This is a genomic window from Microbacterium sp. Root61 (assembly GCF_001427525.1).
In the GTDB taxonomy this organism is placed as follows: Bacteria; Actinomycetota; Actinomycetes; order Actinomycetales; family Microbacteriaceae; genus Microbacterium.
In genome coordinates, this window is sequence record NZ_LMGU01000001.1 from 2,212,644 (window position 1) to 2,235,306 (window position 22,663).

The following is a 22,663-nucleotide window of genomic DNA, read 5'->3' on the forward strand; positions in this document are numbered from 1 at the left end:
AGCCGGGCCGCGAGGCCAGGTCGGAGAGTCAGGCGCCCCGACGAATGTAGCGGAACAGGAACGCGATGATCGCTAGTACCACGATGACGATGCCGATCCACAACAGGAACTTCGCCGCTTCGACGAAGACCCCGAGAAGCAGGAGCACGAGTCCGACAACGAGCAGGATGAGGGCGAGCGCGGTCATAACCCGAGACTGCTACCAGGCAAGGCAAAAGTCGAGGGGGTTGACATCGACCCGCACGATACGGAGCTCGCACGGGCCGCGACACTCGCGGCATCGTTCGGGAGGTTCGAAGTGCCGATGGAGATCGTCGGTCCTCCCGAGCTCACATCCGCGTTCGCCACTCTCGCCGAGCGATATGCACAGACCAGCAAGACTGGCCCTCCCCACAGTGAATCGCCCGTTTGACGGATCCGTTTGTGCGATTCATAGCATCACGGTGACGGACAGGTCCGCCCACGCTTCTGTGCCCTGATTACACGCGGGAGAAGCCGTCATCGTGCCAATACGTGGCGATCTCGGACGTCCGCCGCAAGATCGTGTCGTGTGTCGGCTGTGCCGGCCAAAGATACAGCGCGTAGCGATCCGGTGCCGGGTTCGTCTCGTCGGCGGTGTCCTGCGCTCTGCCGGCATCCATGGCCGTGGCGCACCATCGTGCACGGTAGTTGACCGAGGCAAGCGGAAATGTGATGGAAGGATCTGATGCCCATCCAGACAGAGACGCAAAGAGGCCGTTCGGATAGAAGTCAACCTCCACGACTTCTTCCCAATCCCCCAGCTCCGGCGCGACATCGGCAAGCACCACCTGCACGCGCACCTGCCCGGTGTGAAGTCCAGTAATCAGGAACAGGGCGCCATCCCGAGCCGCACCGCACAATCCGTTCGTTTGGCCGACGAATGCTTCGCGCGGATCCGACACCGATGTTTCACCGGTGGTGAGCTGCATTTGCGCATAGGAACTCCACACCATCCCGTCGAACACCACAGTCATGCCCTCCATGTTGGCAGCATGAATGCGAAGCCCATTTGATCGGTGCAGGTATCCCGGTACTTGAGGGCCTCGCTGACATCGACCGCGACATCATCGATCGCGGAATGCACCCACAGCCGTTGCGAGTCGGACCATCGTCGCGTCGATGGGTCAGAGCATGGTCTTCCGCGCCGAAACCTAGAGACGCATCTTCCGACTACAGCCGCGATTGTGTGATCGCCCCACGGCCGAAGTGAACCACCAATTCAGGGGCCGCCGTAGACGTTGAAGTCCCACAGCGAGTACCCGTAGCCCGTGCCTCGCTCGGTGCCGTACATCCGGACGTATCGACCTGTCGCGCTCAGTCCTGTGATCTGGTCGACTCCACCGTCTCCGGTCGTCGTTGAGTAGACATCGGTCCATGTCGTACCGTCGGAGGACACCTGCACTTGGTAGGACTTACTGAACGCCGACTCCCAGTTGAGGCGGACACCGTTGATCGACATCGATGTACCGAGGTCGACCTGAATCCATGTCGGGTCCACGTACTCGCTGCCCCAACGCGTCGCCGGATCGCCATCGAACGCCTTCGAGGCGGCGCGGTCCGGGTTGGAACTCTTCACCGACGATGCCGTAGCCATCTTTCCCACTGCGAGATCCGCCGGGCTGCCATATACGTTGAAGTCGAACAGGGAGTACCCGAAGGTCGTCCCGCGCTCGGTGCCATACATGCGCACGTACCGGCCGGTCGCAGAGAGTCCGGCGATCTCGTCGACTCCACCGTCGCCGGTCGTGGTCGAGTAGACGTCGGTCCAGGTGGTGCCATCGGATGACACCTGTATCTTGTAGGACTTGCCGTACGCGGACTCCCAGTTCAGCCGAACCCCGCTGATCGCCACCGACTGTCCCAGATCGACTTGAACCCAGGTCGGGTCTGCGTATTCGCTCCCCCACCGGGTCGCGCTGTCTCCGTCGAAGGCTTTGGATGCGACTCGGTCGGGGTTCGCGTTCTTCACGGACGACGCCGTGGCTGTCTTTCCGGCCGCAAGATCGACGGGGGTTCCAACCGCATACGTGCCATAAAGGGCGGCGACCTCAAGAGCCGTGAGCTTCTCGGCGTAGATGAGAAGGTCATCGAGCACTCCACCGAAAGACCGCCGTCCGCCGATTCCGCCGAGCGGCAATGGGATCTGCTGAGCGATACTGTCGACCAGCACGCCGTCGGCGTACAAAGACGTGCCCCCAGAGTCTGAGGTGATGGTCACGTGCGCCCACGTGTTGAGTGGTGCCGTGTAGGCCAGCGTGTAGTTCGCCCCACCATAGGTGCTGATTCCGAAACGATTGGCGGTACCGGACTGTTCGACCTTGATGGCGTGGTCCATGTCGCGCAGCAGGACCGTGTTCGTCGAATTCGCTGTGCGCTTGATCCAGAAGGCCGTGCTCCAAGCGCCCGCGATCCGGTACCCGCCGAGATTCAGTGATTGCGATGCTGCCGCACCGAACCCGAGTCCGTTCCCATCACGACCCGCAACGGGGTAGTTGGGCGTGAAGATCCACCCGTTGCCGTGGAGAGTCCCGACGGAATCGGCCAGGCTCAGTTTCCAGTAACCCGGGTAGTGTGTGGCCGCCGTCGGCGTGTACGTCGAATTGAAGTCGTAGGCATGGATGGGCTGTCCGTCCGTCGTCTCGGGCACGGACGGGAGCGCGGCAACGCCGGGGGCGCGCCCGATCGCGCCTATGAGGCTGGAGAAGGTCGCGAAGGTTGCCCCGGCAGCAGCCGTGTTCCAGGTTCGTTCGGCGAGTTCTTCCCGGCGTCCGTCGAACATGTCGATGAAGTAGTCGGTCTCGCTGAAGAAGAGGTCGTCTCCCCACATGGCCAGAACTTGCCCGAAGTTGTTCGCGTGTGCCGGTGGCGTCCACGCGTAGATGTCGCCGCGCGGCACGACTTTGCCTTCAAAGTCGCTGGGCGAGATGTAGAAGCGATCGTACGGTCCCGACTTGTACGCGCTGTCGACGACCTGGTAGCCGAGTGAACGCATGGACGCTGCAACGGATTCCGCGCCGAAGTTCATGATCAGCACGTCGGTGCCGGGGCGAATTCTCGTGTTGTTGACCCAGATCATCGCCGTCTTGTCCCGCGCTTCGACGGTCGCTTTCAGGGAGGCGATGTACTCCTCCTGAAGGTCGTCGATCGTCTCCCCGGCTCCCAGTTGGGAAGTGAGGTAGGAACAGCTGGCGAGACTCGTCGGAACTTCATCGTTGCCGAGATGGATGTACGGCCCGCTGAACCACGGGATGAACTCGTCCAGCAGATCCTGGAACCAAGTCACGACGGCGGGATCGGTGAAATCGATCGTGGACGGGTCGCCGCACTGGCTGGCGAGCGACCGGTCGATGCCCCCGAGCCCGGCGATCGGCTGCATCTTCGTCGGGTTCTGCACTTCGGGGACGATCGTGACGTGGTAGTCGGCTGCGACCTCCTCGATCGCGGCGATGTCGGCCTGCGTGTACCGCTGGCCGGGGTCCGTGGGCGCCGCGGCTGCGTAGTCAGGTGAGTAGAGCCGGAACGCATTGGCCTGATTGAACATCAGCTGGATGACATTGAGCTTGCTCCACGCAGCGCGACGGATCTCGTCCTGGATGTCTTCGACACTCATGTAGCGACGCGACACGTCGAAGTGCTCGGCGCGATACGTCAAGTCTGGCCAGTCGCGGATCTCGCCCTGTGGGAATACCGTGGATGGCGCCGCCTGCCGGAGCACCTGGAGCAGTGATTGGGCTCCGTAGAAGATGCCGTCGGTGGCGGGAGCGGAGATGGCGATTCGGTCGGTCGCGCTCAGCTCATACCCCTCATCGCCGAGTGTTGCGTCCGCGGCCAGGGCGAGCGTGATGTCGCCCGCAGTGCTTGTAGCGCTCTCGACGACGGGGAGGTCGAGGGAGGTGACCAGCTCGAGATCGTCCCTGATGCGCTGGGCAGTCTCACGGAGGGTGCGCAGAGAACCGAGCAGTGCCGGAGTTCCGGCCGCTGCATCATCGGCTGTCGCGGGGTCGACCACGATCCGGGAGGACGAAGAGAGACTTACCGCCCCTGTCCCGCCGGTCCATTCCTGGATGCGTGGAACCGTCAGCGGAGAGGTATTTGCGGCGACTGCGGCAGGAACCGCGCCGAACAGGGCGACAGCCGTCGCTCCGGCGGCCATCGATGCAATGAGAGCGAAACGGCGGCGGTATCGGCGCATGTCACATTCCTTCGGCAAAGGTATCGAGTTGGGTCCAGAGAATCGGTGAGAGTTGCCCGGCGCGCAAGGCTCGTGCGAGCATGGCCGCACCGAACGCCGGACTCGCCAAAGTAGGTTCGAGATCGATGCGGTCTTCGAGCCGGACACGGAGCGGAGATCCCGGTCGCATAAGACCCCCGACTGCGGCTGTGGGTCCATCGATGTCCGCAATTGCGGCGGAGAGAGTCCCGGCGAGCGCTTCGGCCGCCGCATCCAGGATCGCCGAGGCGACCGTGTCGCCCTCCTCGGCCGCTGCCACGACATCGGGCACGAAGGATGCGAGGACGGCCGAACGGTCCTGGCCGCCGTAGAGCCGTGCGATGAGCTGTTCTACGTCCCCGAAGCGGGAGCGCAGCGCTTCGGCGAGCAACGGCGAATCGAGCTCGCGGCCGGCTCGATCCGCGGTCGCGGCCTCGAGGGCGCGGCGGCCGATCCATGCACCGGAGCCATGGTCCCCGAGAAGATGACCGAGTCCGTCAACGCGTCGCAAGACGGTGTCGAGGTCGGTCCCCAAGGCGATCGCGCCGGTGCCGGCGGCGAGGACGGCACCCGACCTGAGTCCGACCGCACCGACGAATGCCGGGACGATGTCCGACGCGATCGACACCGACCGCGCGCCCGTCACGGCACGCACGAGCTCGGCCACTTCCGACGCGCCTCCGCGGAAGTAGGTGGCTCCCGCGAGTCCGACCACGACGGCGTCGACGTCGACGCCGAGACCGTCTTGGCGCAACACGCCCATTCTCTGTCGAAGGTCGTCGAGTACGGAGTCGACCTCCACAGCGGCCCCGCTGATGCTGGGCCGCGAGCGGCCGCCGTCATCCTCGGCGGCGTCCTGACCCTGGAGGACGGCCAGGCGGAACCCGCTTGCGCCGATGTCCACGCCGACCCAGCTCGACCCGGGGGTGCGAGGACGTTCCTTGACCCGCCCGCTCTGGACCGCGGCGCGAACGTCCCCATGCTCCTCGAGGAGGTGGGCGCGCGCCGTTACCGCATCTGATCCGGTCAGCAGCATGACCAGCGCCGCCTTGGTATCGCCGGCGGCCTCGTGGAGCGCTTCTGTCGCCGCAGCATCGGACGCGCCCGATGCCTCGCGAAGCAGCCGGATGACTCGCCGTCGCAGCTTCTTGTTGGTGGGCACGACATCGATCATCAGGTTGGAGTACGTTCGTCCCAGTCTGACCATCAGCGCGGTCGAGAATGAATGAAGAACGAGCTTCTGGGCTGTTCCAGCTTTCATCCGTGTCGACCCGGTCACGACCTCGGGTCCGGTCTCGACGCACAAGTGCACGTCTGCGTGTTCCGCGATCGACGCATCCGGGTTACAAGTGATGGCGACCGTGCGAGCGCCGAGAGACCGCGCCTCGCGCAACGCCGCCGAGACGTAGGGCGTCCGGCCCGAGGCCGCGAGACCGAAGACGACATCCATCGGCCCCACGCTGTCGCGGGCTTCCTGGGCGCCGGCCTCTTCGCTGTCTTCGGCATCCTCGACGGCCTCGCTCATCGCCCTGTCGCCGCCGGCCATATGCGCGACGACGAGGTCGCGCGAGATGCCGTAGGTGGGGGGTACCTCGGCAGCATCGAGAACGCCGAAGCGACCGGACGTCCCGGCACCGAAGTAGTGGATGCGACCCCGCGCTTCGATTGCTCGAACGGCGTGGTCGACCACACCGGCAAGCGCCGGAAGCAGCGCGCGCACCGCCGCAGGAACCGTCGCGTCCTCGTCGTTGATCAGAGCGAGAAGGTCTTGGCTCGTCATCCGGTCGATCTCTGTCGAACGTAGCGACCGCCGCTCCGTGGGTGGCGGCGCCGGTGCGGGCGAGATGAGCTGATCCACCGTCACTTGCTCCGTTCCGAACCGATGACGTGGTGCGAGACCGCGTCGTGCATCTTGTCGGCGGCATTCACTGAAGCGTCGAAGCGACGGTGGGCGAGCAGCACGAAGATGGCGTCGACCACCGCAAGCTGCGCCATCCGTGAGGCCACCCCACCGCTTCGGAAGCGAAGTTCCCGCGCGGCGGTGAGGAGGACGTGACTTGCAGCTCGGGCAACCGGTGAGGCGGGGTCTGAAGTGACGGCGATCGTCGTCGCGCCCTGGAGTCGCGCAGCGTTGAGGACGTCGAAGACCTCCTTCGCGCGACCGGAATGGCTGAAGGCCAGGACGACATCCTGCTCCCCCAGCAGCGTCGATGCCATCAGTGCACCGTGCACGTCATGGACGACCGTAGCGCCGCAGTCCGACAGGGTCAGCTTGGTCGCCGCGTCGATCGCGGCAGTTGCAGACGAAGCCACGCCGAAGGTCAGGATGCGCCGTGCCGACGCGATCCGCTCCACTGCCGCGGACAGTACATCGGTGTCCAGCTGAGCGAGGGTGAGCTCTACGGCACGAGTGTCGGCGTACGACACCTTGCGCAGGATCTCGGAGATGGGGTCTCCAGGATCGATGTCGCCGAGCATCGCCATCCCGCCCTCGGCTTCCTCGTCTCCGCGGCGACGTTCTGCGGAGACGGCCAGGCGCAGTCGCAGGTGCGAGTAGCCTCGCAGCCCCATGGTGCGGCAGAACCGGGTGACTGTCGCCTCGGAGCTTCCGGAGGCGATCGCGAGCTGGCCGATCGATTTCTCCGAAGCTGCGGCGGGGTCTTCGAGGATCGTCTCGGCGATTGCGCGCTCTGCCGTCGATAGCGAGTCCAAACGCATGGCGATCAGCTCGACCAGATCGGGAGTGGTTGCTGTGTCTGTCGTCATTGGACGATTCCTTCCAAGGGTGGAGCATGCAGGAAATCAGGGATGGGTGCTTCCCCTGGGAAGCAGCAGATCGCGTCGACCCGGCCTTCGCGCCGAGCCTGTTCCAGGAGCGTCGCCCGGGCGACCACGGTGTCGGGGGCTAGGGAAGGGCCCCAGTCCCACCCCCCTGAGAGAGCCGGGTCGGTGGAGGTCTGCAGCATCGCGACGGCTTGCCTCCCGGTCTTCGTCTTCACCTCGTCGGTGAGATCGAGCGTGCGTCCGATGTCGAGCCCTGCAATCTGCTGATAGGACATCACCGCGAAGAGATCGAGGTGAGTGGCGAGATCGCTCAGGTCCTGTCCATACTGTGCGCGACGCTCGCGATGAGGCAAAGGAACCAGGAATGCGCCCACTCGGACTCCCCTGCGATGACCGACTTCCGCAAGGCGGCGTGCCGTCTCGTTGACGGCGTGGACACGAAACTCATCCCACGCCGCCGCGTGCTCTGACACCTGGACACGGTCGATTCGATCGACTCCCAGCCAACTGGCGAACCGCGCGAGAGTGCCGTCGTCGAAAGACGCAGGGCGTGGCGAACCTCCGTTGCGAGACTCGGTCTCCCAATGTCCCGGCCACCGGAGAAAGTCGAGGAACACTGTCTCTACCCCCGACGAATCGAGATCTCGGGCGAGTTTCGCCGCAAGCGCGGTATCGAAGGTCGGGTCTCCGGGCACGATACCGCGGTACCACTCGAGGGGTGTCAGCTCGCCCCCGTCCCGTCCGGTCGGACGCACGGGAACGGCCATCGCGCTGCCGGCATGGTCGGAGTAGGCCGCGAACGATCCGACCACGTGGAGACCATGACGCGCGGTGGCCGCCTTGAGGTCATCGTCGATGATGTCGAGCTTGGTGATCACGCCGCTGATCCCACGTTCAGCTGCGGCCGCTGACCACCCGTCCTTCATCGCACCACTCCAGCCCGCGAGCGTGGATGGACGCAGATACGCGAGGCGGGCGGGCAGCGGAGCGGTCATCCGTTCCCCCAGCCGGCGCGAGCCTGAAGGGCCGCCTCTCGTGCGGCACCGACCTCGGGGATCGGCGAGGCCGAGAGAAGCTGCCGGGTGTACGTGTGCTGGGGTCGGAGGTAGACGTCGGCCACCGGCCCGGTCTCGACGATCCTGCCCTTCTGCATCACCGCCACGCGATCGCTCAACTGCTTCACGACGGCGAGATCGTGCGCTATGAAGAGGATGCCGACACCGAGTTCGTCGCGGAGTCTGCTCAGCAGCGCGATGATCTGCGCCTGGATGGATACGTCGAGGGCGGAGACCGGTTCGTCGCACAACAGAACACGAGGGCCGGCTGCAAGAGCACGGGCGATTCCGACGCGCTGGCGCTGACCACCCGAGAGCGTGCCGGGCCGGCGATCCAGCCACGCAGGATCCAGCCCGACAAGGTCCATCAATTCCGCGGCCGTCGGGGCGCTGGCGTCGCTAGGTGCGGCCGCCCGTGCTTCCTCGAGCGACTGGCGAAGGGACCTCAGCGGGTTCAAGGCGGCCGCCGCGTCCTGAAACACATACTGGAGCTGGCGCCTCGAGGTATCCCCGATGCGACGGGCGGTGACGTCTACACCGTCTACCGTGATCGTGCCCTCACACGACGGCAGCAGTCCGGCGATGGCGCGCGAGAGCGTCGACTTGCCGCAGCCGGACTCCCCGACGAGGCCGAGGGTTTCCCCGGGGAAGACCTCGAGAGAGACGCCGTCTACGGCGAAGGTGGGCTGGTTGCGTCGGAACAGACCCCGGCCGGGTGTGACGTCCACCCGCAAGTCGCTCACGACGAGGGCCGGCACCGTGTGCTGCGGATCGCGAGAGGCGGCCGCCGGTGCGTCGATCCGTGGAACTGCCGAGAGCAGAAGCTTCGTGTACTCGTGTCCTGGCGTCGTGAAGAGCTGGGCGGCGGGCGCCTGTTCGACGACATGCCCACGACGCATCACCGTGACATCGTCACAGAGCTCGGCGACGACTCCGAGGTCGTGCGTGATGAAGAGCGTGGCGAGCTCGTAGTCGCGTCGCAGGTCATTGAGCAGCGCCAAGATCTGGGCTTGGACAGTGACGTCCAGTGCCGTCGTCGGCTCGTCGGCGATGATCAATTCCGGGTTGTTCGCGAGCGCGGCGGCGATGACAACACGCTGACGCTGCCCGCCGGAGAACTCGTGCGGATAGGCCCGGTATCGGTCCTTCGCGTTGGGGATGCCGACACGGTCGAGGAGTTCAATGGCACGCGCACGCGCCGCCGCACCAGCCACCCCATGTGCTTCGAGCGTCTCGGCCACCTGCGCACCGATTCGCATGGCGGGATTCAACGCTGAAAGCGGGTCCTGGAAGATCATCGCAATGCGGTTACCACGGATACTCTCCCAATCCTTGTCGGGCAGCCCGACCAGCTCCTTGCCCGCGAATCGGATACTGCCTCGGGTGACTCGTCCAGGCGGGCGGAGCAGATTGATGATCGCTCGGCTTGTCACCGTCTTCCCAGAGCCCGACTCGCCCACGAGTCCCATCACCTGTCGTCGGCGGACGTCGATGTCGACGCCGTGGACGACCTCCGTCGCTCCGAATGCCACCCGCAGGTCGCGGATCGAGAGCAGGGGGCTATCGATGGAAGACTCCGCGGGATCGCTCAGGAGATCGTGGCGGGTGTCGACGGCAGTCATGCGGGGAGGTCCTTGCTGGTCACGGCATCGGCAAGAAGGCTGAAGCCCAGGACGAGGAGGAAGAGCACGGCAGCGGGCCCGAGCACGTAGAAGGGCTGATCCTCCATGTACCTCGCACCGCTGTTGAGCAGCACGCCGAGTGACGGCTCGGGCGGCTGAACGCCGAGTCCGACGATGCTGAGCGAGGATTCGAGGAAGATCGCGGCGACGGCGGCGACAACCATCTGCGCAATCATCGTGTCGAGCGTATGCGGCAGGATGTGGCGCGCCATGATCCTGCTCTTGGTGACACCGAGCATGCGTGCGGCGGACACATAGTCGCGGTGCTCTTGTGAGAGAAGAGTCGCGCGCGAGAGTCGACCGAACGCGGGCAGCGCGTAGATCGTCATCGCCAAGACGAGCGCGAGCCATCCCGGACCGATCACGAGGGTGACGCAGATTCCGAGGATCAGGGACGGAAAGCCCATGATCAGGTCGAATAGCCTCTGCGCGAGGTTGCCGGCGGTCCGATTGATGATGCCGATGAGCCCCAACAGGGTCCCCAGGACCGCTGCAATCGGAATCGCGACGCCGACGAGGGACAGATCCGTGCGCGTGCCGAAGACTGCGCGGACGAAGATGTTGCGGCCGACCTCGTCGGTTCCGAATGGTGCCGCGAGCGTCGGCAGCGCAAGGGCATCACGGCTCTGCACGTCGTAGCCGCCGGGGAAGAGGAGGGGCGCTGCAACTGCCGTGATGATCAGGATGCCGAGGATGATCGATCCCGCGAGACCGCGCGGGGTCCGCAGCGCACGGGTGTAGCGCGCAATGAGCAGACGCGCACGCATCGCCTCAACGGCGGGAGTCTGCCCGGCGAGGGCGATGCGATCTGTGACGGTCATGCGGATTCTCCCAGTCGGATGCGAGGATCCAGGGTGGCGACGCCCACGTCGGTCAGCAGTTGCATGAGCACAGCGATCACGACGGCGCCGAGGATCAGGACCTGAACGACCAGGTAGTCGCGAGTCTGGACGCTCGACACGGCGAGCGATCCGAGGCCATGTCGAGCGAAGATCGCCTCGACCACGATCGCGCCGGCCAAGAGTTCGCCGAAGCGGAGACCGATGGTGACCAGCGCCGGTCCCATGCTGTTGCGCAGGATGTGTCGTTGCACCACCCGCCGCCGCGGGACTCCCTTGGCGATCGCGAGGTCCACGAAGTCTTCGCTGGAGGTCGTGCGCATCGACGTGGCGACCAGTCTGCCGACCGTCGCTGCCTGGGGAAGAGCGAGCGCGAGCGCGGGGAGAATCAGGTACTGGATCCCGATGACCGGGTCCTCCAGCAGGCTCACCTCCCCCGAGACGGGCAGGACCGGCACCGCGATCCCGAGCAACAGGATGAGGAACAGACCTGTCAAGAACGGGGGTGCCGCCAACAGAGCCGAATTCGCCGCGTCGAGCATTCCGCGGACGAAGGGTCGGCGGGCCGTCGCCGTCGCAACGCCCAACGCGATACCGATGACCACCATCAGGATTCCGGCGACGATCGCCAATTCCAAGGTGCTCGACAGACGCACGCCGATCAGTTCCGCGACGGGCCTTCCAGTCGTGAACGACATGCCGAGGTTGCCGACCAGCACTCCGCCGATCCAAGCGAAGTACTGAGCGATGAACGGCCGATCGAGTCCCATCTCGGTGCGGATGAGATCGAGCGTTTCGGGTGACGCATCCGGTCCGGCGATCGCGACGGCCGGGTCGCCGGGAGCCATCCGCGGCAAGGCAAACGCCACAATGGACGCCGCGACAAGCAGGAAGGCGATCGACGGGAGCCGCCGGACCAGATACGTCACCACGATGTCTACTCCGAGAGGTAGGCGTCAGTCGCGACGACGCTGCCCAGCGACACCACATCGATGCCCTGAAGCCGGGCGCTGTTGACGTGGTACTGCGGTGCGACGGCGATGATGTTGCTGAACGCCTGGTCGAGCATGTACTTGCTCAGGTCGGTCAGCGCCTTCTCTCGCGTCTTGTCGTCTGCGGCACGGACACCCGCCTTCAGCTTGTCGTACTCGGGAGTGGTGAAATGCGAGGGGTTTCCCGTCCGGATCGACGGCATGGCATCGATGAGGGTCGCTGCCGAGAACCCGACCATGCCGTGCAGGAGAAGGAACGACTGCCCGATGTTGCCCTCGACCTGGCGCTTGTCGTAGTCGGGAACATCGAGCGCCTCTGCGGTGACGTTGAGGCCCACCTCGGTGAGGTTGTTCTGGACGATCTCGAAGAGGCTCTTCATTACCGGAAGGTTGGCATAGGTGATCGTGAGGTCGGCACCGGCGGTTCCCGAAGCCTGGAGCAGTTCTTTCGCCTTTTCGGGATCGTAGGAGTAGTGCTCCGCGAGATCCGTCGGGTAGCCAGGGCTCCCCGGGGTCCACCACAGGTCGGTCATGATCGCGTCGCCGCCGAAGACCTGGTCGCTGATTCGTTCACGATCAATGGCGTATGCGAGGGCTTGACGGGCCTCGGGGGTGTTGAACGGTGCGCGCTCCACGTCGATGCCGAAGGGATAGAACACGCCACCGGCGTTCTGGAGAACGTATTCCGTGTCGTCAGCGAGGCGGATCACATCGCTCTGGGCCATCCCGATGACGAGGTCCGCCGCCCCGCCCTTCAGCGCGGACTGAAGGGCTGTGCTGTCGGGGATGATCGAGATGTCGACCTCGTCGAGGTAGGGGCCGTCCTCGCCCCAGTAGTCGTCGTTCGCCTCGAGCGTGAGGGATGCACCGGGCACCCACTCCTCCCACGTGAAGGGACCGGTACCCACGATGTTCTTGCCGTCCGCAGCCTGCGCCCAGGTCTCGCTGTCGACGATCGGGGTGAGGTCGAGGAGATCGAACATGCTGTCGCTGGCGGCCGAAAGCGTGATGACCACTTCTGTGTCGCTGGTCGCCGCGACGGATGCGATGTTCTTGGCCACGGCCGCGAGCTGCGAAGCGTTCGCCGGCAATTGCACCTGCTGGAGCGAGAAGACGACGTCGTCTGCTGTGAAGGCGCGGCCCGAGTGGTACACGACGTCATCCCGAAGAGTCAGGGTCAACTCTGTCCGGTCGTCATTGTAGGACCAGTCCGTGGCGAGCAACGGCTGCGGCTCAGAGTTCTCGTTGAGCTGGATCAGCGAGTCGAAGACGAGGCGCCGCCAGGACCAGTTGCCGGCGCGATTGGCCATGGCGAACTGGGGCTGTGCGTCGGCAGCGGCGGCGATGGTGAGCACGCCGCCCGGGACGGGCGTGCTCGAGGCGGCCGGGCTATCACCGGGAGTTCCTTGCGCGACGGCGCAGCCGGTCAGCACGAGCGCGGTCGCGGCGACGACGGCTGTCGCTCGAGCCATGCGGGCGGCAAACCGCCGCGATGTGGGCATTGGGACGGTCATGACACTCAGGCTCCTTCGGGAAGGTCGGGATGACGAAACCATAGTGAAATTATCTACCGCCCGTCAACTACTTGTGTGAAATTTTCACACAAGTAGTTGGAACGAGGCTCTGAGCGACGTCAACGCGGAGCTATTCACTGAGCGTTCGAGGGCCCCGTCAGCGTCGCGGACCCAGGGTCCGCTTTGCGGCTTCACAAGCAAAGCGATCGTCTTAGCGGACGTCGCAGCCGCCAGCGATCTCGGCCACCGCGAGTACTACCAGTTCGCGTGGCGAACAAGCCGGAGTGGCAACGACTCAACCTTGGGTCGTTGACGCTTGTAGACAGCTGACAGATGCAGCGCAGGTTCGTCTGTCGACGCACCGCGGCATACCCGGAGAGCGAATGCTGGTGTCGCCCGCTCTTTCGACATCACGAACTCGTCTCGCCACCCGTGCGCTGGCGCTCCCGGCACTCAGTGTGGCGTGCGCATCAGCGAGGTGCGGAGCGACCTCAGCACGAGGAGCATGCCGGCGAGGCCGACCACCGTCCCCAGGAACGGAAGGAGCGACACGTCCTCAGTGAGCTGAGGGCCGCCGCCGGAGACCATGAGCAGCACCGCGGTGACGACCAGCGACACGCCCACCAGAGCCGTCGTCAGCTGCCCGACGAGCGACCCGATCCACCCGCGTTCCTGGATGTCGCGGAACATGCGCAGGTTCAGTCCGAAGGTGCCGTTCTCGAGCTGAGAGCCGATCACCTCGATGCGGCGTGGGAGACGCCTCAGCTGTTCACCGATGACCTGGAGCTGGACGCGGCCGTCGGCGAACATCTCCTGCGAGTTGATCGTCAGACGCAGGAAATGGGGTGTGCGTGCAAGGGCTTGGTCGACCATGTCGTAGTCGGGAACGAGCTGCCGCAGCGTTCCCTCGAGCGACGCGATGGTGCGGAACACCAGGACGAGGGCCGGAGGAAGCGACAACTCGTGTCGTCGCAGCACGTCGATGACCTCGCGGAAGATCCCGGCATCGGTGCGTCCGTTGTGCACGCGCGTGAGGACGACGCCGATCTCGTGCTGCAGCGCCGGCCGATCGATGTCCGGGCCGTCCGTGGGCTGACCGGCGATCATCAGCAGGAGATCCGTCAGCGCGATGTCGTCTTCTGCCCCCATCGCCGACATCATCGCGATCAGCACCCGACGCAGGCTCCGCTCCACGACGCCGACCGATCCGAAGTCGATGAGAGTGATCCCGCCATCGGCCCGGAGGATGATGTTGCCCGGGTGCAGGTCGGCGTGGAACACTCCACGCACGGTCACCTGCTCGAAGACGGTGTCGACCAGCGTGTCGGCGATCTCGCGCGCCGTCGGCAGCGGCTGCGGCCGTGTGAGCGAGACCACCCCGGTCACGTCGCGCACGGCGAAGTCTGTCTCGTCAGTGCGCTGCTCGGGTGCGGCATCCGTCATCGCCGCAGGCAGCGAGCCGTCGAGCTTGGAGAACGGGACGCCCTCGACCAGCTCCTGCACCATCATGCGCTCGGTGCACAGCTCCGGATACACGTCCGGCACATGGATGGACTTCACACTCGACCGCGCCAGAGTGTCGCGAAGCAGCTGGGTGTTCGCCAGCTCGATGCGGTAGTCCAGCTCCTCCTTGAGCGATTGCACGAACTCCCCAGCGAGTGCGCTGAGCCCGTAGGCACGAGCCCAGGACGCCCGACGTTCCGCCTGGGCGGCGAGGCGCACGATGATGTCGGAGTCGATGAGCACCGAAGTGCGCGCATCCGGTCGCTGGACCTTGATGACCACGCGCGGCCCCTCCGCCGCACCGGCCGGAGCGCGCAGCCGTGCCACGTGCACCTGGGCGAGGGACGCCGCGGCCAACGGCGTCTCGTCGACCCATTCAAAGGCTTCCGCGAGGGGTCCGCCGAGCTCGGTCTCGATCGCGGCGCGGACGTCGTCCCAGGGCAGCGGAGTGGTCTGCATCTGCAGAGTGGCAAAAGCGTCGGTGAACTCGGTCGGAAGGATGTCGTCGCGCGTGGAGAGCACTTGACCGACCTTCACAAACGTCGGTCCGGCCTCGTTCATTGCCGCCACCACGGCAGCGGGGACATCCTGGTCCTCCCCGCGCCGATGGTCGCTGTACAGGCTGAGACCGTGCTTGGAGGCGATTCTCAGCGTCTGCAGGTAGCGGCGCATCCGCTTGCGACGGCGCAGCATCCCCTTCACTGCGCGTATCGGGTGCCAGCCGCGGCCCGACGGCCAGAACAACTCCGAGATCATGATGACCGTCACGGCGATGGCGAACTGCCAGCCGAGGGCGACAGCGACGAACACGACGCCCATCGGGCTGGATACCGCGAACTGCCCGTCGACCATCACGTCGCCCGCGGCGAGCGCCGTGCGCACGAGCGGGACGGTGAGCGCGTACACGACGGCGACGAAGAGGAGTGCACGGGCCCAGCCGATGGCCGTGCCGAGCACGTGCTGCGCAACCCAGGTCGCGCAGAGGGCGAAGATCGCGCCGAGCAGTACAGTGCCAATGGCCTCGAACATGGAACCTCCCGGTGAAGCCCCGACCCTAACGCGGCGCCACCGCGCCGAGGGGCGCAGGGCACAGGGTTTCACCCGGGCCGCACTTCCCTGCCCACCTTCGCGGTCACCCTCGTGTCACCCGTGTTCGTGAGCACCAAATCGCACACTCCTCGACGGCGGCATGAGCCCCAGGTGACGGCCCGGGTGATCTTTGGCTGGGCGCCCGGCGCAGAAGGCACCCGCTTGGCACACTGTGGTGAGCCGTTCGCCGAAGTCGCGAAGTCGCGAAGTCCGGACCGGCTCGACGTCGACTCACCGAGCGCTCCGGAGGAATCATGTCCCACACTTCGACCACCACCGTCGAGGGCCTGTACAACTTCCGGGACACCGGCGGGATGCCGCTCGTCACCGGCGGGGAGTCGAACGCGGGAGTGCTCTTCCGCTCCGACGCACTCGGCGGCCTCACGCCGGCCGGACTCGATGCGCTCGCCGCCACTCCCCTGGGAGTGATCGTCGACTTTCGCACGGCCGAGGAGCGGCGGTCGGCGCCGGATCGGCTTCCCACGTCCCGGCCATTCCGCACGGTCGACCTCTCGATCCTGGAGGGTGCGATGGCGGACACCATGAAGCAGCTGATCGGTGGGGGCACAACTCCGTCCCCCGACGCTGTCGCCCAGGCGTTGGCGTCGATCCCTTCACTGGGCGACATGTACGTCGGGATGCTGGAGCACGGCGCCCCCGCGTTCGCAGAGGTCGCCCGCCTCGTGGGCAGTTCCACCGATGACGCCCCGACCGCCGTGCTGGTGCATTGCACCGCGGGGAAGGACCGCACAGGAGTCGCGACGGCGTTGATGCTCGATGTCGCAGGAGTCGAGCGCGCGGCGATCGTGGCCGACTACGCGGCATCGCAGGATAATCTCGCCGGCCCGTGGGCGGACGGGATCCTCCACATGGTCGCCTCCTTCGGTCTGCCGGTCACGCCCGCCCTGCGCACGCTCGCCACCGGCACACCGCCCGAGGCGATCGAGCAGGCGCTGGCGTGGGTCGACGCGGGATTCGACGGCACCGCCGGCTACCTGCGCTCCGGTGGGCTCACCGACACCGAGCTCGCCGCGCTCCGCGCACGCCTCGCCGGCTGACACCGCGCCGCAGCCTCGATCCCGTCCAGCGGAGACAGCGCGAGTGAGGCTCAGGCGCGATCACTCCTGGATCGATGCATCGTGGCACCCTTCCTGCGCTCGATGAGAGTCGTCCGTGCCGTCACGAACTCGCCCACGACTTCGTCCAGCGCGCCCGGCGGCACGATCAATTCGGCCGGCGCCCTTCCTGTGGTGACGGCATCCGCGAGATCGTCCAGTGCCGCGCACACGGCGTCGACGGCGTGCGCATCCAGTGACACCCCCGATGCCGCGGTCTCGGTCGCGACGGCGGTGACGGCATCCGTGACCCGCTCCAACGCAGTGATCTCGGGCAGCCAGGATGCCGTCGCCGCACTGATCGCGGGGGGTTCCGCGAGCGACTTGGCGATCGCGGTGCGAGCGTCCGAGATGCGGCGATAGACCACTCGGCGCGCCGTCGCGCGATCCGCGCCATCAGGGTGGCGCATCGCGACGTCGGCGTAGGAGCTCAGCGATCGAGCGAGTTCACCCACTTGTGCAGCGAAGTGCCGAGGGGCATGCCATGTCTGGGGCCACGGCAGGTACCCGAGGAGGAGGACGATCGCGCATCCGAGGAGCGTGTCGAGCAGACGGATTTCGACCAGTCCGGAACTGCTGCTCACGTGGAGTTCCACGAGGAGCACCGCGAGCGGTGTGGTGACGATCGAGTACAGGCCGTAGTTGCGCGGCATGACGATCGGGATGCTGGCCGCGAGAAGCAGGATGATGAGGACCTGCCAGCCGTCTCGCGGTATGAGCGCCACGGCGAGCGAGCCGATGGCCACACCGATCAGCGTGCCCACCCCGCGTTGCACGGCCCGGCCGAACACCGATCCGAAGTCCGGTTTCATGACCTGCGCGACGGTCAGCATCACCAGGTACGGGCGCTCGATCTGCCAGGCGAGGCAGAGCGCCTGCGCGACGGTCATGCAGAGGACCAGCCGCAGAATCGAGTTCCACAGCTCGGTGCCCGTGGTGAGTGCACGCCCCGCCGCACGCAACCGCGAGAGAGCGGACGGTGTGGACGGGAGCGACAGTTCCACGTCGTCGACGGCCCGGCCGCCCTCCGAGGCCACCCTGCCGATGACGCGGGCCAGGTGACGCAGCGATGCGCCGAGCGCCGCCTCCCCCTCAGGTCCGTGGGCGAGGGGAGGAAGGCGAGGACGCGTCCGCGCGGGATCCGTGACCCAGCCCGCAACGCCGCGCAGGTAGAGGACGATCTCGTTCTCCGCTGTACGACCCTCCTCAGCCATCGCGATCACGGCATCCACCACAGGGGCAGAGGCGTTGAGCACAGCCACCAGCCTCTGCCATCGCAGATCATGCGCAGCGATGTCGGTGCGCGAGGCGACCAGCACGTCGTACGCGTCGTTGAGTGCCTTCGTCAATGCCGTACCCGCCGCGCCACGGCTCGCCGCGTCCTCGGCCACGAGCTGGTCGGAAAGTGCGGAGTAGACGAGGGCGACTGCCTGCCGTTCGGGTGCGAACGCGCGCCCCGCATACGCGGCCGCCACCGCCGTCAGCAATACGCGCCACATTGCGCCGACGAAGAAGATGAGGGGCGCCATCCACGGCGAGGCGAGTCCGAAGTCGGCGTTGGCCGCGGTCACGGCGAACATCAAGAAGTAGACGGCGGACTTGGATACCGTCGCGCTGATCGCGCCGGACACGCCGGAGAGGAGCGTCGCGGCGATCACAGCGACAACCGTCAGCGCTGCATGCCCATGGACCGCCGTGCCGAGAGCGAAGCCGAACCCGGCCATGAATGATGCAAAGACCATTCGGTGGACGCGCTCGATACCGGCGGCGCCGACATCCATCGCTGTGGCCACGAGCGCACCCATCGATGCCAGTGCCCCGGCGCCGATGGCAGCATCGTTGTGCGGTGCGAGAAGAAGGCTGACCCCGACCGGTGCGGTGATCCCCACAGCCGCAAGCGCGACACGGTCCCACTGCACCCGTGATGGAGTCGTGCGTACGAGTGCTCGCGCCCACGCTTCGCTGTCGTCGACCGCCCGGCGCAGGGGAGTCATTCCTTGCGGCTCTCCGCACTCGACAGCGCGAACACTCCCCCGATCGCAACCGCCCCTGCTGCCGCAAACGCGAAGAATGCCCAGAGCGGGGCACTGCTCGCTTCGCCGAGGATCCCGATACCGAGCACCACCGCGATGGCGGGGTCGACCACGGTGAGGCCGGCGATGACGACCTCGGGGCGGTTCGCAGCGTGCGCACGTTGCACGAAGTAGATCGAGAGGAAGCCCGCGATGCCGATGCCGATGATGCACCCGATGGTCAGCAGGTTCTCGACATCCCACTTCAGACCGCCGCCCTGCAGTGCCGACTGCACCCGCAGGATGACGGTCTTGCCGAGCGTCGCAACGAACGCCGAGTAGATGCCGCCGAGAAGCACCCACGTCACCGGCGGCGTGCGACGATGACGTCCGAATATCCAGACGATCGCTGTCGTGAGCAACACAACGGCCAGGACGATGAGCACATCGATGAGTTGACCGGCGGTGATGGCCTGCTGCGTACTCACGAGAGCGGCGACCGTGACGAATCCGGCGACGCCGATGACACACACCGCGATCGCCCACACCACCGCGCGAGACGGCAGTCGCTTCGCGAAGATCGCCGTCAAGAGTGCGGTGAACACCAGGGCCGCCACCCCGATCGGCTGGACGACCATCAGCGGCGCGAACGCGAGGCTCCCCATCTGGAGCAGCACGGCAGCGCCGAGGAGGACCGCGCCGAGGAGCCAGATGTGATTGCGCACGAGGTTCATCGCCTTGGAGCCGTCGACTCCGCGTGCCGCTCCCGCCTCCATCGCCCGGACCCCGCGCGCCTGCAACAGATTGCCGACGGCAAGAGCGGCCGCGGACCCGATCGCCAACGCGATTCCCACGAGGGGCGCTGAACTCAGTTCCACGGTCACTTCTCGCTTTCCAGGTGAAGCTTCACGCTGATCTCGTAGGCGTCGAGCTCGTCGAGGACGTACCGAAGAGCGCTGGTGCTGTGGCGTCCCGACCGGCCGAGCTCGTGCAGCCGACTTCGCATCACCGCGACAAGTGCGAGCTCGAATTCGAGAGCTTCTGGCGCGTCCGAGCCATCGGTGGGGGCGAGCGGGGCGACGAACCGCGACCCCGGGAGCGCGTAGAGCCCCTCCGAGAACGGCTGGCGGTCCGCGCGCACCAACGCTCCACCGTCGATCGCGGCCTGGGCGGCGTCGCGCAGTTGCCCGTCGATCGCGCGGATCTCCTCGCGCGGTGGACCGCTGGCACCGGTCTTGCGCAAACCGAGAAGACGAGCGAGAACCGGAAGCGTCAGCCCCTGCAGGAGAAGACTCCCCGCAGCCACGAGGAACGCGATGAACACGAGGAGGTCGCGGTCGGGGGTGTCGCGCGGCAAGGTCTGGGCGGCCGCGAGGGTGACGGCCCCGCGCATGCCCGCCCACACGATGATCGTGTTGTGCTTCCAGGTGAGGGGCGACGCGTCGAAGTAGTCGATATCGGCGTTCATCCGTCCGATGCGCGTTCTGCTCTTCCTCCGGCGTGCGGCCGAAGATGTGGAAGGTCGTGCCGCGCGCCGGGGATGGCCGGCGGTATCGGGATCGGGATGCTGCGAGGCAACGCCGCTGGCAACCAGGCGCTTGCGCACCGAGCGCTGCACGCGGATGGCGTGAACACGGAGCATCGGAAAGACATAGGCGGCACGCACGACGACGAGCACGACGAATGCGACCGTCGCGATCGCGATGCCCTTGAGCAGCCCTTCGTCGGCGGCCAGGTTGCTCTCGACGATGCCCCACAACTCGAGCCCCATGACGAGGAAGACGGCTCCCTCGAGAAGGAACTCGATCGTGCGCCAGTTGAGCTTGTCCGAGATGCGCTGCTCGGGAGTGAGCCAGCGGACCGAACCCTGGCCGCACACCACGCCGGCCACGACGGCCGCGACCAGCCCGGAGCCGCCGAGAGCTTCGGTGGGCACATAGGCGATGTAAGGGATCGTCAGGCCCAGTGCCGTGTTGGCGGTCGCACTGGTTGTCCAGGCCCGCAGCCGCAGCGCGATCACACCCGCGACGGCGCCGACCACGATCGCCGAGACGACAGCCCACGCGAAGTCGCCGAGTGTCGCCAGGAACGAGAACCCGGATGCCGCGGCGACGATCGCCGTACGGAGGAGCACGAGCGCGGTGGCGTCGTTGAGCAGCGCTTCTCCCTCGAGGACGGTGACGACGCGTCGAGGAACCCCGAGCTTTCGCACGATGGATGTCGCGACGGCATCCGTCGGGCTCAGGATCGCGCCGAGGGCGACCGCGAGCGGAAAGCCGAGGTCGGGGATCGCCCAGAAGAAGACGAGCCCGAGCACGAGAGAGCTGATGATGACCAGCAGGACCGACAACCCGCCGATCGCGACGAAATCGCGACGAAATTCGATGGCCGGCGCCGAGACCGCAGAGGAGAAGAGGAGTGGCGGCAGCACTCCCATGAGGATCAGCTCGGGCGGCACCGACACGGCCGATACTGACGGAATGAGGCTCACGCCCACCCCGATGGCGACAAGGATCAGCGGGCCGGCAACGCCGGTTCGACTCGAGAGAGAGTTGGCGAACACGATCACGAGGACTGCGACGACCACAATCAGGATCAGTTCAGCCGACATTCCGACGCCTCTTGTCGCGGGCAGGACGACAGCTCACGCGCGTTGTCCTTGCGTCGAGCCTTCATGGGTTGCGACGGACACCCGCGGCGCACCCTTCAGACCCATGGCGATCAGCGGAAGCAAGAGCACCGAGAGCATTCCCGCTGCCACGAGCACCGATGCCACCGCAGAAGGAAGGACACCACTCGCGACTCCGATCGCCGTCGCCGCGACGATGATGGGCAGCCCGGTCGCCCCGAGGAGTCCCAGTGCGATTCGTTCTCGCCACGTGGCATCCGGGGGCGCAGCGAGCATCGATGGGATGCCGCGAACCACCAGCAGCACGACCACGGTCAACGGGACGAAGACGAACAGCACGGGGTCGGCGAGCAACGCGGCGAGATCGAATGTCACGCCGGTGTAGACGAAGAAGACGGGAATGAGGAAGCCGAATGCAACAGCCTCCACCTTGCTGTCAACGGCGGCACGGTCCGCCTGCTCGGCATCCCGCATGAGTAGACGCCAGACGACACCGGCCGCGAACGCGCCGAGCAGCATGTCCAGGTCCAGCGCGATGCTCAGTGCGAGCAGTGCGGTGAGCACGAAGAACACGACCCGAATCGCGAACTGCCCCGACGTGTGCAGGGTGGAGTTGACGAAGCGGTGCATCGCTCCGCGGGGCAGGGTGATCGACAGCCAGATCGCCATCGCCGCGATCACGCCGAATGCGACGAGCACCAACGTCGCGGGGCCGGGGTCGCGCGCGCCGAGGAACACGGAGATCGCGATGAGGGGTCCGAACTCGCCCACCGCGCCGACGGCGCCGGCCGTCCGTCCGAACGGTGTGTGCAGGTCTCCCGAATCTCGGAGAATCGGGAGAAGCGTGCCCAGAGCCGTCGAGCACAGCGCGACGCCGATGATGACCGCGGCGTCACCGGGGGCGAGCACGAATCCGATCGCGAGGCCCGCCGCGATGCTGATGAGCCACCCGAGGACGGCATTGCGGCCGGTGCGTCCCCGAAAGGATCCGAATTCGATCTCGCTGCCGGCGACGAAGAACAGCATCGCGAGTCCGAGCGCCGCGAGGGTGTCGATGAAGACGGAGGGCTCCGCCCAGCCCAGGACGCTCGGCCCCGCGACGATGCCGAGCACCAATTCGAAGACGACGACAGGCACACGCAGCCACGGCGAGAGCCCGCGCGCGAGCAGCGGGGCGAGTACCGCCAACGCGGGGATCACGAAGAGTGCCGACTCCAT

At 66.3% G+C, this 22,663-nt stretch carries 16 protein-coding genes; 1 reads left to right on the plus strand and 15 read right to left on the minus strand.

Features of this window, described 5'->3' with window-relative positions:
• Positions 1-28: 28 nt before the first annotated feature.
• The 11 genes from ASD65_RS19215 to ASD65_RS10765 all read right to left on the minus strand — a co-directional run bounded on the left by ASD65_RS19215 (position 29) and on the right by ASD65_RS10765 (position 15,629).
• Positions 29-187, minus strand: coding sequence for a hypothetical protein (locus ASD65_RS19215; RefSeq protein ID WP_200948655.1), 159 nt, complete (start codon positions 185-187; stop codon positions 29-31).
• Positions 188-479: 292 nt separating this feature from the next.
• Positions 480-1,004, minus strand: coding sequence for a hypothetical protein (locus ASD65_RS10720; RefSeq protein WP_156378838.1), 525 nt, complete (start codon positions 1,002-1,004; stop codon positions 480-482).
• Between the two features lie 236 nt (positions 1,005-1,240).
• The gene (locus tag ASD65_RS10725) at positions 1,241-4,213 is read right to left on the minus strand and encodes a discoidin domain-containing protein (protein ID WP_162248493.1); all 2,973 of its coding nucleotides are present in this window, start codon (positions 4,211-4,213) and stop codon (positions 1,241-1,243) included.
• A gap of 1 nt (position 4,214) precedes the next feature.
• On the minus strand, positions 4,215-6,095 hold the full coding sequence (gene murQ, locus ASD65_RS18790) for an N-acetylmuramic acid 6-phosphate etherase (protein WP_082561701.1): 1,881 nt from the start codon (positions 6,093-6,095) through the stop codon (positions 4,215-4,217).
• Positions 6,092-6,997, minus strand: coding sequence for a MurR/RpiR family transcriptional regulator (locus ASD65_RS10735; RefSeq protein WP_056222295.1), 906 nt, complete (start codon positions 6,995-6,997; stop codon positions 6,092-6,094). Before ASD65_RS10735 ends, murQ begins: the two co-directional genes overlap by 4 nt.
• Positions 6,994-8,010 carry a hypothetical protein gene (locus tag ASD65_RS10740; protein ID WP_056222298.1) on the minus strand — a complete coding sequence of 339 codons (1,017 nt, stop codon included), beginning with the start codon at positions 8,008-8,010 and terminating at the stop codon, positions 6,994-6,996. Before ASD65_RS10740 ends, ASD65_RS10735 begins: the two co-directional genes overlap by 4 nt.
• Complete coding sequence (locus tag ASD65_RS10745; RefSeq protein WP_156378840.1) at positions 8,007-9,692, minus strand: dipeptide ABC transporter ATP-binding protein; 1,686 nt, start codon at positions 9,690-9,692, stop codon at positions 8,007-8,009. Before ASD65_RS10745 ends, ASD65_RS10740 begins: the two co-directional genes overlap by 4 nt.
• The gene (locus tag ASD65_RS10750) at positions 9,689-10,573 is read right to left on the minus strand and encodes an ABC transporter permease (protein WP_056222301.1); all 885 of its coding nucleotides are present in this window, start codon (positions 10,571-10,573) and stop codon (positions 9,689-9,691) included. Before ASD65_RS10750 ends, ASD65_RS10745 begins: the two co-directional genes overlap by 4 nt.
• Positions 10,570-11,523: an ABC transporter permease gene (locus ASD65_RS10755; RefSeq protein ID WP_056222303.1), complete on the minus strand. Its 954-nt coding sequence runs from the start codon at positions 11,521-11,523 to the stop codon at positions 10,570-10,572. The genes ASD65_RS10750 and ASD65_RS10755 overlap by 4 nt, the downstream gene beginning before the upstream one ends.
• A 5-nt stretch (positions 11,524-11,528) precedes the next feature.
• On the minus strand, positions 11,529-13,055 hold the full coding sequence (locus ASD65_RS10760; protein WP_162248494.1) for an ABC transporter substrate-binding protein: 1,527 nt from the start codon (positions 13,053-13,055) through the stop codon (positions 11,529-11,531).
• Positions 13,056-13,550: 495 nt separating this feature from the next.
• Complete coding sequence (locus tag ASD65_RS10765; RefSeq protein WP_056222309.1) at positions 13,551-15,629, minus strand: ABC1 kinase family protein; 2,079 nt, start codon at positions 15,627-15,629, stop codon at positions 13,551-13,553.
• 314 nt (positions 15,630-15,943) lie between these two features.
• Here ASD65_RS10765 and ASD65_RS10770 point away from each other — a divergent pair, with 314 nt between their 5' ends.
• Positions 15,944-16,747 carry a tyrosine-protein phosphatase gene (locus tag ASD65_RS10770; RefSeq protein ID WP_056222312.1) on the plus strand — a complete coding sequence of 268 codons (804 nt, stop codon included), beginning with the start codon at positions 15,944-15,946 and terminating at the stop codon, positions 16,745-16,747.
• A 50-nt stretch (positions 16,748-16,797) separates the two neighbouring features.
• Here the strand turns inward: ASD65_RS10770 and ASD65_RS10775 are convergent, their stop codons facing one another.
• Genes ASD65_RS10775 through ASD65_RS10790 form a run of 4 tightly spaced genes read right to left on the minus strand, consistent with a single transcriptional unit; the run spans position 16,798 to position 22,663 of the window.
• The gene (locus ASD65_RS10775) at positions 16,798-18,798 is read right to left on the minus strand and encodes an FUSC family protein (protein WP_056222314.1); all 2,001 of its coding nucleotides are present in this window, start codon (positions 18,796-18,798) and stop codon (positions 16,798-16,800) included.
• Positions 18,795-19,694, minus strand: a complete 900-nt coding sequence (locus ASD65_RS10780) for a multidrug DMT transporter permease (RefSeq protein WP_156378841.1) — start codon at positions 19,692-19,694, stop codon at positions 18,795-18,797. Before ASD65_RS10780 ends, ASD65_RS10775 begins: the two co-directional genes overlap by 4 nt.
• Before the next feature lie 2 nt (positions 19,695-19,696).
• On the minus strand, positions 19,697-21,427 hold the full coding sequence (locus ASD65_RS10785) for a cation:proton antiporter (RefSeq protein ID WP_056222321.1): 1,731 nt from the start codon (positions 21,425-21,427) through the stop codon (positions 19,697-19,699).
• A gap of 33 nt (positions 21,428-21,460) precedes the next feature.
• Positions 21,461-22,663: a cation:proton antiporter gene (locus tag ASD65_RS10790; protein WP_056222324.1), complete on the minus strand. Its 1,203-nt coding sequence runs from the start codon at positions 22,661-22,663 to the stop codon at positions 21,461-21,463.